The following is a 17,205-nucleotide window of genomic DNA, read 5'->3' on the forward strand; positions in this document are numbered from 1 at the left end:
CGCGGCGTCGGCGGCCCGGAACCGACCCGCCCTCGGACCGACCGTGGACGCCCCGGAGGAGGGCCGCCGGGGGAGGGCTCCCCGGTGCCGGGGCGGTCAGCACCGAGTGGCCGGTCAGTAGCCCAGACCGTCGCCGAACACCAGGTCGGTTCCGGGGATGTCCACCGGCAGCCGCCCCGACGGGGACACCGTCCCGGCGATCACCCGGGCGGCGGCGGTGCGGGACACCTCCATCGACGAGTAGACGGCCAGGTAGGCGTCCAGCTCGGGCAGGGCGCTGATGTCGTAGGGGGTTCCCTGCGCCACCACGACGACCGGGGCGCCGGACGCCCGCGCCTGCGCCACCAGGTCCCGCTGCTCGGCGTCGCCGCGCGCCCCGTCGGTGCCCACCACGACCACGTCGGCGTCGGAGGCGGAGGCGGCGAGGGGGTGCCCGAGGTCCTCCAGCGCCGCGCCGATCCGCTCGCCTCCCGGCCCCAGCACCCGCACCGACGCGCCTTCCGCCAGCGGCAGCACGCCGTTGTTGCGCAGCAGGGTCACCGAGGCGTCGGCCGTCCGCTGGGCCGCCTCGCGGTGCCCGGTGTGGTCGGCCACCCCGGCCGCGGCCTCGGGGTCGACCGGCTCGGCGTCGAGGAGGCCGCGCCGCAGCTTGAGCCGCAGGATCCGCAGCACCGACTCGTCCAGCCGCTCCTCGCCGATCCGCCCCTCCTCCACGGCCGCCAGGACCGCGGAGTAGGCGAGGTCCAGGTCGGGCGGCATCAGCAACTGGTCGGCTCCGGCGAGCACCGCGCGCACCGCGACCTCGCCGTCGTCGTGGCTCTGGCGCACCCCCTCCATGTTGAGCGCGTCGGTGGTGACCACGCCGTCGTAGCCGAGCTCCTCGCGCAGCACGCCGGTGATGAGGTCGGGGGAGAGGGTCGCGGGCTCCTCCGAGCTGTCGAGCCGCGGCATGAGCACGTGCGCGGTCATGATCATGTCGATGTCGGCCTCGACCAGCCGCCGGAACGGCGGCAGGTCGATCCGCTCCCAGTCCTCGCGGGTCTTGTCGATGACGGGCAGGCCGGTGTGGCTGTCCACGTCGGTGTCGCCGTGGCCGGGGAAGTGCTTGGCGACCGCCACCACCCCGCCCGCCTGGAACGCCTCGGCCTCGGCCGCCGCGAGTTCGCCGACCAGGTCGGGGTCGGAGCCGAAGGAGCGGATGCCGATGACCGGGTTGTCCGCGTTGACGTTGACGTCGGCCACCGGCGCGTAGTCGAGGTTGATGCCGACCGCCGAGAGCTGCTCGGCGGTGGTCGAGGCCAGTTCGGCCGCCTTGTCGGGGTCGCGGGTGGCGCCCACCGCCATCGCGTCGGGGAAGCGCGCGCCGAACGGCAGCCGGGAGACCATTCCCTGCTCCTCGTCCACCCCGAGGAACAGCGGGATGCCCGCGCCGCTGGCCGCGGCGAGTTCCTGCAGTCCGTTGGACATGGTCGCGACCTGCGCCGGGTCCTGCAGGTTGTCGGGGAAGTAGATGAACCCGCCCGGGTGGTACCGCCCGACCACGTCGGCGTTCTCCTCTGCGGTGGTGCCGACGAGGACGGGGACGAACAACTGGCCGACCTTCTCCTCGAGGCTCATCTCCGCCAGCAGTTCCGCCGCCGCGGCCTCCGGGTCGGTCGAGGTGAGGGTCTGCGCCGGGCGGTCCCCCGGATGCGGGTCGGTCCCTCCTCCGCCGCACGCGGTCGTGAGGAGCAGGACTGCGGCGCCGGCCAGCACGGGGAGACGTCGAAAGGACATGGACACCTTCAGCGGACGTTCGACGGGACGGGGCCAGCCTAGAACGTCCGGCGGCCGCGCGCGGACCGACGCGGCCTTCCCCGGCCCCGCGACACCGCGTCCGACCTGCTTCTCGGTGGAACACACGTTTCACGGCGGACGTGGGGGTACCAGCCCCATGACACGGCGGGAGAACCGCCGCACACCGTGTCCGCGGCCAACCCCGCAGCGGTGCCTCCCGTCTTCTCCCTCCGAGGGACGTCGCGCCCTCCCCACGGGAAAGGAGAGCAGAGGCCGTGCCCCACACCAACGGACCGCGTCCGGTCTTCGACCCCGATCTTCCGTCCGAGGCCGCCGCGCGACTGCGCCGCGACCTGGAGCGGCTGCCCCGGGGCGGCGGGCCCCCGCCGCGCTGGCTCGCCTCCCGCTCCGCGCGGCTCGCCGTCGCGGCCGCCCCGCCGCTGGCCGCCGCCGGGCTGCTCCCGCTGTCGCTGTACTCCGGCTCCGCGCTCCTCGCGCTGTTCTTCCTGCTGGCACTGTTGGTCAACTGCGCCATCGGCATCACCGTCGCCGAGGACGTCGACCTCCACGACTTCGTCACCGCGCTGCTGCTGTCTCCGCTGACCGCCGTCCCCCTGTTCCTCCTCGCCCGGATCATCGAGTCCGGTCTGGTCGCGGTCGGCATCCCGCCCGACGGCGGCCTCGGCGCGGAGGACGGTCTCCTCTCCTCGATGCGCGTCTCGGTCGCGGTCCTGCTCGTCCTCGTCGGAACCGTCGCGCCCTGGGGGATTCTCCACGCCACCAGGTCCGCCGTGCTCGCGGCCACCCACCGCGGGCGCTATCTCGTCGAGCGGGACTTCGGCGGCTGGCCGCCCACGGTGGAGGCCAGGACGATGGCGGCCGTCCAGCAGGCCGTCGACCGCGTCCGGGAGGGGGCCGAGGTGCTCGGCGACTCCTTCGACAGGCGGGCCGCCCTGACCCTGCTGCGCGAACAGGAGTGGCGCATCGCCCAGGACCTGGTACGGCACCGCAGGCACCGGCTGGAACTGGAGGAGCGCCGCCGTGAGGCCGTCTCCGAGCGGGTCCGCGAGGCACTGCGCCCCCAGGAGGAGGCCGTACGGGCCTCCTGGGGGGCCATCACCGAGCGGGCGGACGCGGTCATCGACTACGGCAGGAGCGTGCACGACGCCGTGGTCGCCCACCGCGAGTGGGAGCAGTGCGAGGAGATCACCCGGAGCAACGACTCCTACGCCGACCTCGTCGCCTCCTCGACCTCCGGCACACTCGACACCGAAGCGCTGGCCGCCGACACCACCCAACTCCGGGCGGCCCGCGAGGCCCGCGACGAACGGGTGCGAGAGGCCATGCGGGCGGGCGAGTGGCTGACCCACGCCCTGAGATAGCCGACGCCGAGAGCCCCGTCCGCGACCGCGGGGCCCGTGGGGCCGCCGCGGCGGACGTCAGTCCTCGTCGGCGGCCGCGATCTCGGCGAGGCGGTCCAGCAGCTCCTCGGCGCCCTCGCCCTCGGCGGTGACCACGATCTCCTCGCCGCTGCGCACTCCCAGTGTCAGCACCGCCAGCATGCTCGTGGCCGGCACACCCGCGCCGCCGGGGCGGGCGACCCGCACCTCACCGTCGAACGCGGCAGCCGCCGCGACGAACCGCGCCGCGGGACGGGCGTGCAGTCCGACCGGGGAGGCCACCGTGACCCGACGTTCGGCCACGGCTCATCCCCGCCCCGCGAACGAGGACCGGGGCGGCTCCGGGTCGCGCAGCGAGAGCCGCGGCCAGGCCACCTGGGTCAGGTGCTCCACGACGAGGTCGGCCTGGGTCAGCGCCTCGGGCGGATGGGTGGTCGTGATGCCGACGACCCGCATCCCCGCGCCGCGGCCCGCCATGATCCCCGCCGGGGTGTCCTCGAAGACCACGATGTGCTCGGGCTCGTGGCCGAGGATCTCGGCTCCGCCGAGATACCCCTGGGGATGCGGCTTGCCCACGGTGACGTCGCCCGCGGTGACCAGTCCCCGGAACATCCCGCGAACCCCCAGCCATTCGAGGGCGCTTTCGGCCCACTCCCGTCCGGCGGAGGTGACCAGCGCGAACGGCACCCCTTGGGAGTGCAGGTGGTGCAGGAACGCCACCGACTCGGGCAACGGCGCCACCTGCGGCAGGTCGGGGTCCTGGCCGTGGCGCCACAGCTCGTCGAAGATCTGCTCCAGGCTCTCCCCGGGAAACAGGTGGGGGAGCTCGGCCACGACGTCCCCGCCGCGCCGCCCCATGAACCGGCGCAGCAGCGCCTCGTCGGGGGTGATGCCGCGTGCCCGCAGCAGTCTGGCCCACACGGCCGCGCTGCGGGGTTCGCTGTTGATCAGAGTTCCGTCGAGGTCGAACAGGGCCGCGCGCGGCGGCACGAACTCGGTGTCGGTTTCCCTCAGGCCCATCGAAACAGCAGTTCCCCTCGTTTGACTTCTCCGCTGACCGGCCGGGAGATGACGTCGCCGTCGGCGTCCAGCGCGACGATCGGCACGATCGGGGAGATCCCGCTGGCCACGACCGCGGCGGGATTCCATCGGATCAGCGGCTGGCCCGCCGTGACCTCCTGGCCTTCGGCGACCAGGAGTTCGAACCCCCGGATCAGGGGGAGGCGGACCGTGTTGATCCCCAGATGCACCAGGATTCCCTTGCCGCGGGCGCTGCGCACCACGAACGCGTGCGGATGGAAGCTGACGATCCGGCCGGTGATCGGCGCGATCGCCTCCTGGGGTTCCTGTCGGGGGTCGATAGCGGTTCCCGGACCGACCAGGCCCTGCGCGAACGTCGGTTCGGGGACCCTGGCGAGCCCCACAGCCGCACCCGTCACGGGGGCGAGTACCGCAAGCACGCTCCTACCTCCTTCACCGACCGGGGCGTCGTCGGACGGCAGCAGCCACCCGGACTCGCGAGGTGCCGTGGGTCACAGCAGAGCTTAGGCCGGAGCGTTCCGGAAACCTAGCCGGTGGGCGGAAAAACGCGTGGCCGCTCCCTGCCATCGGGAGGGGAGCCCCTCCCGATGGCGGGGCCGGCAGCGTGGACGGCGACGGCCCCGGGGCTCGGGGCCCCGGGGCCGTCGCCGTCCGGTGGTGTCACACGCGCGTCTTGGGAGCGCCGTGGCACTTCTTGTACTTCTTGCCGGAGCCGCACGGGCAGGGCGCGTTGCGCGGAGTGTTGGCGTACTCCGCCTCACCGTTCTCGGTGTGCTTCTCCACACCGCCGCCCTCGCTCGGACCGGTGTACTGCAGTTTCGCGGGCTTGGCGGCCCTGCTCAGCCCGGGAACCACCACCTCCGACTCCTTCGTTCCGTCGGCGGCCCCCACCTTCTCGGCCTTCGCGGCCCCCACCTTCTCGGCCTTCTCAGGTTCCTCGGCGGAGTCCCTCCCCGCCGCCTCGGCCTTCTCGGGCTCCTCGGCCTTCTCGGAGTCCGGGGTCACCACGGGGACCGCGGAGGCGGTGGTGGCCGCCGACGCGGCGGTGATCCCGTTCTCCTGCGGCCGGTTCACCCGGACCTCGACGTTGAACAGGAAGCGGACCGACTCCTCCTTGATGCCTTCGAGCATCTCCTGGAACATGTCGTAGCCCTCCCGCTGGTACTCGATCAGCGGGTTGCGCTGCGCCATGGCACGCAGGCCGATGCCCTCCTGGAGGTAGTCCATCTCGTAGAGGTGCTCACGCCACTTGCGGTCCATGACCTGCAGGATGATCTGGCGCTCGACCTCGCGCATGGTCTTCTCGCCGAGCTCGGACTCGCGGCGCTCGTAGACCTCGTGGGCGTCCTCGCGGACCCGTTGGCTGATGATCTCCGGGGTCAGCGAAGAGATGTCGCCGCCGTTCTCCTCGATCAACCGGTCGGCGGTGAAGCTCACCGGGAAGACCTGGGAGAAGGCGGTCCACAGGCGGTCGAGGTCCCAGTCCTCCGGCTCGCCCTCGACGGTGGCGGAGCGGACGTAGCCTTCGAGGACGTCATCGATCATGCCCTCGACCTGCTCGCGCAGGTCAGCGCCTTCCAGCACCTTGCGGCGCTCGGCGTAGACCACCTTGCGCTGCCGGTTGAGGACCTCGTCGTACTTGAGGACGTTCTTGCGGATCTCGAAGTTCTGCTGCTCGACCTGGCCCTGGGCGCTCTGGATGGCCTTGGTGACCATGCCCGACTCGATCGGCTGGTCCTCGGGGAGGTTCAGACGCTCCATGATCATCTGAACCCGGTCGCTGTTGAACAGCCGCATCAGGTCGTCCCTGAGCGACAGGTAGAAGCGGGACTTGCCGGGGTCGCCCTGGCGGCCCGAACGGCCGCGCAACTGGTTGTCGATCCGCCGGGACTCGTGGCGCTCGGTGCCGAGCACGTACAGCCCACCGGCCTCGACGACCTGCTCGTGCTCGGCCTCGACCTCCTTCTTGGCCTTCTCCAGCGCCTCCGGCCACGCCGCCTCGTACTCCTCGGGGGTCTCCAGCGGGGACAGGCCGCGCTGCTGCAGCTCCTCGTCCGCGATGAAGTCGGGGTTGCCGCCCAGCATGATGTCGGTACCGCGACCGGCCATGTTGGTGGCCACGGTGACCGCTCCGAGCTTGCCCGCCCGCGCCACGATGGACGCCTCACGCGCGTGGTTCTTGGCGTTGAGCACCTCGTGCGGGATACCGCGCCGCTTGAGCATCTTGGACAGCAGCTCGGACTTCTCGACGCTGGTGGTGCCCACGAGCACCGGCTGGCCCTTCTCGTGGCACTCGGCGATGTCCTCGACGACGGCCTCGAACTTGGCCTCTTCGGTCTTGTAGACGACGTCGCGCAGGTCCTCGCGGACCATCGGCTTGTTGGTGGGGATGGGCACGACGCCGAGCTTGTAGGTCTGCTGGAACTCCGCCGCCTCGGTGGCCGCCGTACCGGTCATGCCGGCCAGCTTGTCGTAGAGGCGGAAGTAGTTCTGGAGGGTGATCTTGGCGAGCGTCTGGTTCTCGTCCTTGATCTTCACCTTCTCCTTGGCCTCGATGGCCTGGTGCATGCCCTCGTTGTAGCGGCGCCCCCGCAGGACACGGCCGGTGAACTCGTCGACGATGAGCACCTCGCCGTCCTTGACGATGTACTCCTTGTCCTTGCGGTAGAGCTCCTTGGCCTTGATGGCGTTGTTGAGGAAGCTGATCAGCGGGGTGTTGACCGCCTCGTACAGGTTCTCGATGCCCAGCCAGTCCTCGACCTTGGCCACGCCGGACTCGGTGATGCCCACGGTGCGCTTCTTCTCGTCGACCTCGTAGTCGACGTCCCTGCGCAGCCGCGGGGCGATCTTGGCGAACTCGGTGTACCAGCGCGAGTTCTGCTCGGCGGGACCGCTGATGATCAGCGGGGTGCGCGCCTCGTCGATCAGGATGGAGTCGACCTCGTCGACGATCGCGAAGTGGTGTCCGCGCTGCACGCAGTCGTTGATCGACCGCGCCATGTTGTCGCGCAGGTAGTCGAAGCCGAACTCGTTGTTGGTCCCGTAGGTGATGTCCGCCTGGTAGGCCTTGCGGCGGGCGGCCTGGGACATCTCCGGGGAGACGACGCCGACCTCGAGCCCGAGGAACCGGTAGATGCGCCCCATGTTCTCGGCGTCGCGACGCGCCAGGTAGTCGTTGACGGTGACCACGTGGACGCCCTTGCCGGTGAGCGCGTTGAGGTAGACGGCGAGCGTCGCGGTGAGCGTCTTGCCCTCACCGGTCTTCATCTCGGCGATGTTGCCGAAGTGAAGGGCCGCGCCGCCCATGAGCTGCACATCGAAGTGTCGCTGTCCCAGAGTCCGCTTGGCCGCCTCCCGGACGGTGGCGAACGCCTCGGGCAGCAGGTCGTCCAGCTCCTCACCGTCTTCGAGTCGCTGTTTGTACTCGTCGGTGAGCTCTCGCAGTTCGGCGTCGCTGAGATCGACGAAATCATCCTCGATGGAGTTGATCTGGTCCTTGAGCTTCTTCAGCCTGCGCAGGATTTTGCCCTCGCCTGCGCGCAGGACCCTGTCGAGTATGCCTGGCACTTCTAATGCGCTCCTCGCGATCGTGGCCCGCATCCGGAGACGGGACGCATCCATCCCCCACAGCTTCCATCGTAGGAGAGCCTATTGCCTCCCCAGGCATATCTGCGTACCGCGAAGTCGGAAATACGGGGAGTGATCATCTGGAGCGGGAAGAAGTCCCGTCCCCGTCGGCGTCGTCGGCATCGAGGAACTTCTCCCGGATGGCGTAGACGGCCGCCTCGGTCCGCGAGTGCAACTGGAGTTTCTCCAGGATGTTGCGGACGTGGTTCTTCACCGTGTTGTCCGAGATGTAGAGCCGGTCGGCGATGTCGCGGTTGTTCAGCCCCCGCGCGACCAGACGCAGCACCTCGGTCTCGCGTCCGGTCAACCGGGGGACCGAGGCCGGCTGGCTGCGCCCCCGCTCCCCGTCCTTGCGCGCCAGTGCCGCGAACTCGCCGATGAGCTTGGTGGCCATGGAGGGGTTGATGAAGGACTGGCCGTTGGAGACCGCCCGCACGGCCTCGGGGAGTTCGACCACCGAGATCTCCTTGAGGAGGTAGCCCGTCGCGCCGGCCTTGAGCGCCTCGAAGAGGTCCTCCTCCTCGTCACTCATCGTGAGCATCACGATCTTGGCGTCGGGGACGGCGCTCTTGATTCCCGAGCAGGCGGTGATCCCCCCGGCCCTGGGCATGCGCACGTCCAGGAGCACGACGTCGGGGCGGAGCGCCGCGGCCCGGGCCACCGCCTCCTCCCCGTCTCCGGCCTCCCCCACCACGTCGATGTCCGGTTCCTCCGCGAGAACGGAGACCAGCCCTCTCCGGAAGAACGCGTGGTCGTCGACGACGAGCACCTTGATGGATCCCAGTCGGGTGGGGGGAGTCCCGCTCACTGCCTGTGTTTCCTTCCTCCCGCGCGGTGGCGTCACACGGGTGCGGGCATTGCGGCCCCCGGAGCCGTTTCTTCGCTTCCGGAAGGCGTGGCCATGCCCGGTTTCCGGCGTACCGGGAATTCCCGGAGGAATCCACCGAAGCGCCGTACCCCATGGTGCGCCGCGCCCGACCGCGGGCCGGACGCGGCGCACCGGGACGCTATTCAGATGTAGGAAACTTTATTCCATGAGGCGCAACACGCCATAGTTGAACCCCTTGCGGCGGTAGACCACGCTGGGCGAGCCCTGCTCCTTGTCGCGGAAGAGGTAGAAATCGTGTCCCACCAGCTCCATTTCCATTAGGGCCTGGTCAATGGTCATGGGTTCGGCGTGGTGGAATTTCTCGCGGACGACCACGGGGGCGCCGCCCTGCGTGTCGAGTTCGACGAACTCGTCGGCGAACGCGTCGTCCACGGCGGCTCCGTCGAACTCCTCCTCGGTCTCCACCGTCTCCTCACGGCGCTCCACGGTGGTCCGCGTCTGGGTCACCGTGTCGAGCGGGGACTCGGTGGGCAGTTGCGCGGTGGCGGCGGCGACGGAGACCAGGCTGCGGCTTCCCTTGTGCACCTTGCGGCGGTCGGCGACCTTGCGCAGCCGGGACTCGATTCGGTCGAGGGCGAGGTCCAGGGCGGTGTAGCGGTCGTCCGCGGCGGCTTCCCCCCTGATCACCGGGCCACCGGAGCGGATGGTCAGCTCAACCCGCTCGCGGTGGTCGGCGAGCTTCGGGTTGCGCTCCTTGGACACCTCCACATCGACGCTCATCATGTCCTTGTGGTCCCACTTGTGGAGCTTGGCCAGCTTGTGCTCGACGTGGCGCCGGAACTTGTCGCTGACTCCTGTGCGTCGACCCTTGACGATGATGTCCACAAGACCCCCTTCATCGCGTGGCCGCCCGTGTGCGGCGGCCAGCCGAGTGGTGTGTGCCCCGTTCGCTGTACGCGCCGGGTTGCTCGTCTCTTCCTCCTCTCTCGCCACAGCGGCCACAGGCCTTCCTGATGGGCGTATACCCCTGCGTCTCACGGTCCTCACCGGCCACTGGTCCCGTGTTCGACCGGAGGCGGCACGCCGCGGCCTGCCGTGAGGCGGCGGTCTGTCGGGGCGGGACGCGGATCACGTCCGCGGGAGGAAGAAGAGGCGTCGGGGCCGTCCGAACACGTGGGCTCCCGCCCACCGGTGCCGAATCCACAGGGGGGGCGCCCCTCCGGGCGCGCCCCGTGTGGACAGGAAGTGCCACCCGTCCGGCCGACCTGGTCTTCGTCCCCACATCCGCCTGCTGAGAGGCTCGCGGCGCTTGTGCGCCACTACTGCTCTTCTCCCTGGTCAGGAGGGCATCGGACCCTCCGAAGGGGCAGGACTTACCTCTAAGCCGCACCGTGATCAGTCGACGAAAAGTCGCCTTACGTGGGCCGTTTCGCCTGCGGCTGGCATCGGCTTGCCGACCCGGCGCCTCCACTGGGAGGGCGCCGCGTTCGACGCAACCACGGACCCGGACGGGTGCCATACCTGGAACGCTAGCCCGAGATCGGCCAGTTGTCAGGTGCTGTTTCCCAACGACTTCGCCGGCACGCCCCGAGAACTTCACAAACCCGACAACAAATCGGGGAACGGGCCGGTGTCGGAACCGCTCCCCCTCCGCCCGGTGTGGCCGTACTCACCTCCGAACCGCCCGGTCCCGGGCCCGCGCTCGGTCACCACGGCGGCGCCGCTGACCCGGACCCCCGTCGCGCCGAGCGCCCGGACCGCCTCGGCCAGGGTGGCGCCGGTCGTGAGCACGTCGTCGACGACGACGGCCGCCCCCTCCTCCGGCGGGAGGCCGCCGTGGGAGCGCGCCCGCATCGCACCGGCCAGGTTCGACCACCGCGCCGCCGAGTCGAGTCCCACCTGGTCGCGGGTGGCGTGGACGTAGCGCAGCGCGGACACCGCCCGGGCGTCGACCCCCTGTCCGCGCAACCGGGCCGCCGCGATCGTGCTCAGTGTCCGCACCGGGTCGTAGCCCCGCTGCCGGGTGGCCGCGGCCCGTCCGGGAACGGGGACCAGCCTGATCCGCCGCGCCGTGGGCGCCGCCGCCCGCACCGCGCCGGCCAGTCCGCGGGCCAGCCGCTCCCCGAGTGCCCTGCGTCCACCGTTCTTGAAGGCCAGCAGGACCGCGCGGCCTCGTCCGGCGTGGGGGCCCACCGCCCAGACCGGCGGGCAGCCCCGCCGGGACCGACAGCGCCACGGCCCCTGGTCGAGCGCCTCCGCGCACGCCGCGCACACCACCGCTCCGCCGAGGCCGCATCCGGCGCACCGCTGCTCCAGCACCAGGTCGCCCAGCGCCGCCGTCCATCCGGAGAGGACCGAGAGAATCGCCATGCCTCCACGGTGCGCCCGCGCCGCGGAACGTCGCCACACGGACCTTCCGCCTGTGGAAAACCCTCCGGGGTCCCCGCTCCCTTCGGCGTCAGCCCGGGTAGACCGGGTTGGTGCCCTCGACCGCGCGGCTCCACATGAGGCGGTCGCTGGAGGAGGAGACGGTGTCCTCCTCGGTGCCCGACAGCAGGGGCATGCCGGGAGCCGCGGTGATGGTCTTCATGTCGACGCCCGTCACCGCGCCCGCGCTGGTGGACTCCCCGCTCCCGTTGAGCGGAACCAGGTAGGCCTGTATCGCGCCGCGGTCCTTCTGCCCCAGGACCGCCAACTGGTCGGCGCCGCGCCAGGACAGGTCGGTGACGGTGGCCAGGTCGGTGGCCAGGGGCAGGAAGCCCCGGAGGGACACCTCCGACTCGTCGTGGACGACACGGCCGACCAGCACCCTGCCGGTGTCGGAGGTCCCGGTCAGGACCGCGACGCGGGTGCCGTCCCTGGAGACCTGCAGCCCGACGGCCGGGACCTCCGACAGTTCCGGCGCGTGGACCTCGACCGGGTCGGCTCCGTCGGGCAGCAGCCACAGCCGGCTGCGCCCGGTCTCCTCGGCCTCCGCGGACCGGCCGGACTGCTCCGCACCGGTGTCCCCCGGTTCGGTGTCGTCGTCGAGGGCCTCCTCCTGCTGGACCTCCTCCACCTCGGCGGAGAGGGCCTCCAGGACCCACAGGTTGCCGTAGCCGTCCCAGGACAGCGCGACGTAGTCGCCTCCCTCGAGGACGGTCGCGTACTCGCTTCCCGCGGCGAGCCGGGCGACGCGCACCGAGCCGTCGTCCGGTGAGATGCCCGCCACCCTCTCCTCGTCGAGGGAGACCGCGTGCTCCTCCAGCAGCACGTGCCCCTGCCCCGCCGCTCCCGGGGCGAGGGCCTCCTGCCCGTCGACGTCGAGCGACCACAACTGGCCGTCCCGCACGAAGTAGGCGCGCGGCGATCCGGTCATCCCCGCCGGGTTCACCGAGTTCCACTCCTGGCTGCTGGCCTGGAGAATGCCGTCCTCGACGCCGGGGAGCTCCACCTCCTCGCCGTTGATCAGCAGCGTGAACTCCTGGATCTCGGGGAGCTGCTTGAGGGTCCACACGAGCTGGGCGCCCATCCCGAAGAGCCGTTCGGAGTCGGCCGCCGAGGCCCGGGGGGAGTCGAGGTTCACGGTGACGTTTCCCGAGGAGTAGGCCACCGACGCCGTGGTCCCCTCGGGGAAGGACGTGCGCACCGCGGGGGTCAGCCAGTCGGTGGCCCCCTCCACCAGCATCCCGACCAGGCGCTGGGCGAGCTGCTCGGTGATGCCCACCGCGGAGTGCACCGGCAGGAAGACCGGGTCCGGCACGAGGGTGCTCAGGTCCTGGTTGAAGTAGTACAGGTTGAGGGGGCGGTACACCCGGTTCACGTCCTGGCGGCTCAGCAGGATGTCGTCGGGCAGGTCGTCGATCCGCCACTCGTCGTCCTCCTTGGTCAGGTGGAAGACGACGTCGATGGTCTGGCCCTGCTCGGCCGCCACGTACTGCCCGTCGGAGCGGATGGTCGCGTACAGCGGGGTGCGCACGCGCACCTGGGCGGTCCGCCCCTCCTCCACCGTCTCCACGTCGAAGCGGACGGCGTCCATCTCCTCGTAGACGAGCACCTGGTCGCTGGGTTCCCAGACCCTGCTCTGCTCCTCGGTCATGTACAGCCGGGCCGCCTCGTGGTTCTCCTCGAAACTGCCCATGTCCTTGAGGAAGCCGCGGACCAGGGTGTTCTCGCCCCATCCCGGCTGCGGTCCGGCGGGCAGCAGCCGGGTGAAGGTGTCGACCTGGTTGCCGAACCTGTCGCCCCTGCCCTCGAAGGTGGGCCCCCCGGTGGGCACGCTGGCGCACCCCGACAGCGCCGCCACGAGACAGAACGCCCAGACAGCGGCGTCGATCCGGCCTCGCCGTCCGATCACGTTTCCTCCCCCGCGCCCGCTCCGCGCACGGTCTCCAGACCCACCTGCTGGCCGCTGAACACCGACAGCGTTCCTCCCAGCGCGACCTCCGGCGGCACCAGCGGCAGCGGGGAGCCCCGCAGCTCGGTACCGGACACCCGCGGCAGCGACAGCCGGAACTGCGACCCCTCGCCGGGCCTGCCCCACGCCTGGAGCCAGCCCCCGTGCAGTTGCGCGTCCTCCTTGGCGATGGACAGCCCCAGACCGGTTCCGCCCGTGGTGCGCGCCCGGGCCGGATCGGCCCGCCAGAAGCGGTCGAAGCACAGGTGCTCCTCTCCCTCCTTGAGGCCGACCCCGAAGTCGCGGACCGCCACCGCCACGGCGTCCCGGTCCCCGGCCGCCGTCACGACGACGTCCTTGCCCTCGCTGTGCTCGATCGCGTTGACGATGAGGTTGCGCAGGATGCGGTTGATGCGGCGGGCGTCGAACTCGGCGGCGCACGGTTCCGCGGGCAGCCGCAGCACCACCTTGATCCCGCGCTTCTCCGCGATCTGCTCGGCCTCGCTGACGGCCTTGAGGACCGAGTCGCGGATGTCGGTGCGCTCGACGGCCAGCGTGGCGGCCCCGGCGTCGTGCCTGCTGATCTCCAGCAGGTCGGCGAGCAGCTCCTCGAAGCGCTCCAGTTGGCTCTGCAGCAGCTCCACGGAGCGCCGCATCGTGGGGTCGAAGCCGTCGCGCTCCTCGAACAGCAGGTCCCCCGCCATGCGGATGGTCGTCAACGGGGTGCGCAGCTCGTGCGAGACGTCGGAGACGAACTGGCGCTGGACCTTGGACAGCTCCTCCAACTCCTGGATCTTCTCCTGGAGGCTGCCCGCCATGTCGTTGAAGGACACCGCCAGGCGCGCGAGGTCGTCCTCGCCGCGCACCCGCATCCGCTCCGACAGGTCCCCGGAGGACAGCCTCTCGGCCGAACTCGCGGCCTGGCGCACCGGCGTGACCACCTGCCGGGTGACCACGTAGGCGATGGCCGCCAGCAGCAGGACCATCACGGAGGCGACCAGGACCAGAGTGCGCTGCACCAGGTCGAGCATCTGCTGCTCGTTGTCCAGGGGGAAGAGGTAGTAGAGCTCGTAGGCGCTGGACAGTTGGGCTCCCACGGCGAGTCCGGGCTCACGCTCGGCGCCGCGGACGATCTCGGTGTAGCGACCGTGCTGGGTGTCGCCGGCGCTGTCCTGCACCTCCTCCCGCAACTGCGCGGGCACGCTGCCCTCTCCGACCCCGCCGCTGGCCCGGCCGGTCATGCCGCCCACCGAGGGCAGGATCACCACGTCGTACAGGCCGGTGGACCCGCTGCGCGCGCTGAGTTCCTCGACGATCTCGTCGAGTTGGCGTTCGGGGTCCTGCTGGCCGCTGTCCTGGAGGATGCCCAGGGCGGTGGTCAGACCGATGTGGTGGTCGCTGAACGCGGCCTGCTCCTTGGCCTTGAGCAGGTCGGAGCGGACCTGCTGCACCATGAAGAACCCCAGGACCGCGGTGACCAGCACCGACGCCACCAGGGTGGTGGTGACCACGCGCAGCTGCAGGGAGCGCCGCCACCGCGAGTGCACGGCGGTGACGAGGGTGCGGGCCAGGCGCTGGGTGACCAGGTACCCGGCGCGCAGCGCGTTCCCCGTCCGCTGCCATCGCGTGGACGCGGCCTCCCCGTCCGTGGCGGGGACAGCCGCGTTCGCACCGGGGACGATGTCCGACACCGCTTCCGTCCTCGTCCGCCTCAGGCGACACCGGCCTTGTATCCGACGCCCCGCACCGTGACCACGATCTCCGGGTGCTCGGGGTCTTTTTCGATCTTGGCCCGCAGCCGCTGGACGTGCACGTTGACCAGCCGGGTGTCGGCGGCGTGCCGGTATCCCCACACCTGCTCCAGCAGCACCTCGCGGGTGAAGACCTGGCGGGGCTTGCGCGCGAGCGCGACGAGCAGGTCGAACTCCAGCGGGGTGAGGCTGATCGGCTGGTCGCCGCGGCGGACGGAGTGCCCGGCGACGTCGATGGTGATGTCACCGATCTGCAGCACCTCGGGAGCGGGCTCCTCGGTGCGGCGCAGTCGGACCCGGATGCGGGCCACCAGCTCCTTGGGCTTGAACGGTTTGACGATGTAGTCGTCGGCGCCGGACTCCAACCCGAGAACGATGTCCACCGTGTCGCTCTTGGCGGTGAGCATCACGATGGGGACACCGGACTCGGCGCGGATCTGACGGCACACGTCGATGCCGTCCGCGCCGGGCAGCATGAGGTCCAGCAGCACCAGGTCGGGCTTGGTCTCGCGGAAGGCCTCCAGGGCCTTGTCCCCGTCGTGGACGAACGACGGCTCGAAGCCTTCGCCTCTGAGCACGATGCCCAGCATTTCGGCGAGAGCGAGGTCGTCGTCGACGACCAGTACGCGTCCCTTCATCAGTTCTCCGGCGTCGGTCGACATCCCCCTCAGGGACGACTCCGGTCCGCCTTCTCCTTTCCGGACACTCTCAAGGGGCAGAAACTTCGAAAATCTTTCAGCCGGGTCCCCGTCGGCTCGACCGCAGACCCCGGTTGTGGCGGCGCAACGCCGTGGCGGCGCTCTCCGGTCGCACCGGACCGTCGCCGCTGGGCGGTCGGTTGCGGGCTCCTCCGCCCCACCCTGCCGCCTGTCCGCCCTTCCGTCCAGTGCGGACGGCGGCGTTCTTTCCAGAAACCAGGACGTCAGATAACAAAAGCATACAAAACCCGGAGATGGCCGCAGGTTGGGCGATATACGACCGACCCGCCCCCTTCTCCGACATCCTGACCGTGGGTCGAACTCGCATAACGTTGGGAGTGCCGCGTCACGGAACACCCGTACGGTCGACAGGAGGTCCCATGCCCGAGGAGGACGGTCAGGAGTGGCGTGCCCCCGGCGGGCCGCCTTCTCCCAGCCAGCCCCCCAAGCAGGACATTACCGCAGATCACATCCCCGGCGGAGAAAATCGCACATTCGCTCCCGCTCCCGGGCAGCCTCCTGCTCCGCCCCGGGGAGCGCCGGGTGCGCCGCCTCCCGCGGCCCCCGGGACGGGTGCTCCGCCGGACTGGGCGCCGCCGCCGGTGTTCCCCTGGTCCGCGCCGGGGGCGTCCCCCGGAGGTGCGCCCGCGCCTCCCCCAGGCCCGGCCGCACCGGGACGGACGCCGCCGTCCGGTCCCGGGGAAGCCGCCCCGGGCGGCTCCGAGCGGCCGGAACCGGCCGCACTGCGCCCCTACGCCCTGGGCGACCTGCTCAACGGCGGCTTCGGCTACCTGCGCGACAACCCGCGGACCGTCTTCGGCCTGGCCTTCGTGGTCGTCGCGTTCACCAGCGTGCTGCCCGCTCTGGGCCTGACCGACCTGTTCACCGGCTACGCGGAACTGATCCGCTCCGAGACCCTCCCCTCCACCGCCCCGGGGCTGTCGGGACTCGGCACGGCGGGCTTCTACGCCGGCGCGCTGGTGCAGTCCGTGGGCAGCGGAGTGCTCCTGGGACTGCTCAGCGGCGTCGTGGGCATGACCGTGCTGGGCCGTCGGCCGTCCCTGCGCGAGGCGTTCGCGCACGTGCGCGGCAGTTGGGGGAGCCTGGCCGCCCTGGCCGGCTTCTACCTGCTGCTCTCCGGCGCGGCGCTCGTCGTGCTGGGCGTGGTGCTCGCGCTCTCCCTGGGCCTGACACTCCTGCTGCCCCTCGCCGGTCTGCCGGTGCTCTTCCTGGGACTCGCCGGGTGCGTCGCGCTGTTCGGCTGGCTGGCCGTCAAGACCTCGCTGGCCATCCCCGCCGCGATCCTGGAACGGGCGGGGCCGGGGCAGGCGCTGGTGCGCTCGTGGCGGTTGAGCACGGGCAACTTCTGGCGGATAGCGGCCGTGCTGGTCCTCTCCCACCTGCTCGCCTACGTCCTCACCAACGTGCTGACCGTCCCGTTCTCCCTGGGCGCGCTGATCGTCAGCGCCTCCCTGACCGACCTGTCCGTCATCGCCGTGGTCAGCGGCGTGCTCTCCTTCCTCGGCATACTGCTGAGCGGCTGCGTCAGCGAACCGTTCACCGCGGGCGTCACCGCGCTGCTCTATCTGGACGTGCGGATGCGCCGGGAGGCGCTGGACCTGCGGCTGCGTGAGGCGGTGCGCTCCGGTGCGACGCCCGGCCCCGAGGCCTACCTGCTCGCCCGTCCCCTGGGAGCGATGGCTTGAGC

General features: G+C 71.0%; 13 protein-coding genes. 2 read left to right on the plus strand and 11 right to left on the minus strand.

The window, feature by feature from the left end; genetic code table 11:
- Positions 1 to 114: 114 nt before the first annotated feature.
- Positions 115 to 1,776 (minus strand): glycoside hydrolase family 3 protein, encoded by a 1,662-nt coding sequence (locus tag NI17_RS15330; RefSeq protein ID WP_068692141.1) that lies wholly within the window; start codon positions 1,774 to 1,776, stop codon positions 115 to 117.
- A gap of 275 nt (positions 1,777 to 2,051) precedes the next feature.
- Here NI17_RS15330 and NI17_RS15335 point away from each other — a divergent pair, with 275 nt between their 5' ends.
- Complete coding sequence (locus tag NI17_RS15335; protein ID WP_243597520.1) at positions 2,052 to 3,158, plus strand: hypothetical protein; 1,107 nt, start codon at positions 2,052 to 2,054, stop codon at positions 3,156 to 3,158.
- Positions 3,159 to 3,215: 57 nt separating this feature from the next.
- Here NI17_RS15335 and NI17_RS15340 read toward each other — a convergent pair whose 3' ends face one another.
- The 10 genes from NI17_RS15340 to mtrA all read right to left on the minus strand — a co-directional run bounded on the left by NI17_RS15340 (position 3,216) and on the right by mtrA (position 15,437).
- Positions 3,216 to 3,479: an HPr family phosphocarrier protein gene (locus NI17_RS15340; protein WP_068692139.1), complete on the minus strand. Its 264-nt coding sequence runs from the start codon at positions 3,477 to 3,479 to the stop codon at positions 3,216 to 3,218.
- Between the two features lie 3 nt (positions 3,480 to 3,482).
- Positions 3,483 to 4,196: an HAD family hydrolase gene (locus NI17_RS15345; RefSeq protein WP_068692137.1), complete on the minus strand. Its 714-nt coding sequence runs from the start codon at positions 4,194 to 4,196 to the stop codon at positions 3,483 to 3,485.
- Positions 4,187 to 4,636: a PTS sugar transporter subunit IIA gene (locus NI17_RS15350; protein WP_068692136.1), complete on the minus strand. Its 450-nt coding sequence runs from the start codon at positions 4,634 to 4,636 to the stop codon at positions 4,187 to 4,189. The genes NI17_RS15345 and NI17_RS15350 overlap by 10 nt, the downstream gene beginning before the upstream one ends.
- Before the next feature lie 241 nt (positions 4,637 to 4,877).
- Positions 4,878 to 7,784: a preprotein translocase subunit SecA gene (secA, locus tag NI17_RS15355; RefSeq protein WP_068692135.1), complete on the minus strand. Its 2,907-nt coding sequence runs from the start codon at positions 7,782 to 7,784 to the stop codon at positions 4,878 to 4,880.
- Between the two features lie 136 nt (positions 7,785 to 7,920).
- The gene (locus NI17_RS15360) at positions 7,921 to 8,652 is read right to left on the minus strand and encodes a response regulator (RefSeq protein ID WP_068692133.1); all 732 of its coding nucleotides are present in this window, start codon (positions 8,650 to 8,652) and stop codon (positions 7,921 to 7,923) included.
- Between the two features lie 219 nt (positions 8,653 to 8,871).
- The gene (gene hpf, locus NI17_RS15365; RefSeq protein WP_068692131.1) at positions 8,872 to 9,558 is read right to left on the minus strand and encodes a ribosome hibernation-promoting factor, HPF/YfiA family; all 687 of its coding nucleotides are present in this window, start codon (positions 9,556 to 9,558) and stop codon (positions 8,872 to 8,874) included.
- Between the two features lie 711 nt (positions 9,559 to 10,269).
- Positions 10,270 to 11,043, minus strand: coding sequence for a ComF family protein (locus tag NI17_RS15370; RefSeq protein ID WP_157129750.1), 774 nt, complete (start codon positions 11,041 to 11,043; stop codon positions 10,270 to 10,272).
- Between the two features lie 88 nt (positions 11,044 to 11,131).
- Positions 11,132 to 13,009: an LpqB family beta-propeller domain-containing protein gene (locus NI17_RS15375; protein WP_068692129.1), complete on the minus strand. Its 1,878-nt coding sequence runs from the start codon at positions 13,007 to 13,009 to the stop codon at positions 11,132 to 11,134.
- Positions 13,006 to 14,739 carry an MtrAB system histidine kinase MtrB gene (gene mtrB / locus NI17_RS15380; protein ID WP_119267931.1) on the minus strand — a complete coding sequence of 578 codons (1,734 nt, stop codon included), beginning with the start codon at positions 14,737 to 14,739 and terminating at the stop codon, positions 13,006 to 13,008. Before mtrB ends, NI17_RS15375 begins: the two co-directional genes overlap by 4 nt.
- Positions 14,740 to 14,759: 20 nt before the next feature.
- Entirely contained in the window at positions 14,760 to 15,437 is a 678-nt protein-coding gene (mtrA, locus tag NI17_RS15385) for an MtrAB system response regulator MtrA (RefSeq protein WP_068692330.1), read from the minus strand.
- Between the two features lie 662 nt (positions 15,438 to 16,099).
- Between mtrA and NI17_RS15390 the strand changes: the two genes are divergently transcribed.
- On the plus strand, positions 16,100 to 17,203 hold the full coding sequence (locus tag NI17_RS15390; RefSeq protein WP_267887204.1) for a hypothetical protein: 1,104 nt from the start codon (positions 16,100 to 16,102) through the stop codon (positions 17,201 to 17,203).
- Positions 17,204 to 17,205 lie beyond the last annotated feature (2 nt).

The sequence above is a fragment of the Thermobifida halotolerans genome (genome assembly GCF_003574835.2).
In the GTDB taxonomy this organism is placed as follows: Bacteria; Actinomycetota; Actinomycetes; order Streptosporangiales; family Streptosporangiaceae; genus Thermobifida; species Thermobifida halotolerans.

What these genes read in the sequence shown, in the direction of transcription:
- NI17_RS15330 (WP_068692141.1), bottom strand. Translation starts at nt 1,776, where the DNA reads ATGTCCTTTCGACGTCTCCCCGTGCTGGCCGGCGCCGCAGTCCTGCTC.
- NI17_RS15345 (WP_068692137.1), bottom strand. Translation starts at nt 4,196, where the DNA reads ATGGGCCTGAGGGAAACCGACACCGAGTTCGTGCCGCCGCGCGCGGCC.
- NI17_RS15370 (WP_157129750.1), bottom strand. Translation starts at nt 11,043, where the DNA reads ATGGCGATTCTCTCGGTCCTCTCCGGATGGACGGCGGCGCTGGGCGAC.
- mtrA (WP_068692330.1), bottom strand. Translation starts at nt 15,437, where the DNA reads ATGAAGGGACGCGTACTGGTCGTCGACGACGACCTCGCTCTCGCCGAA.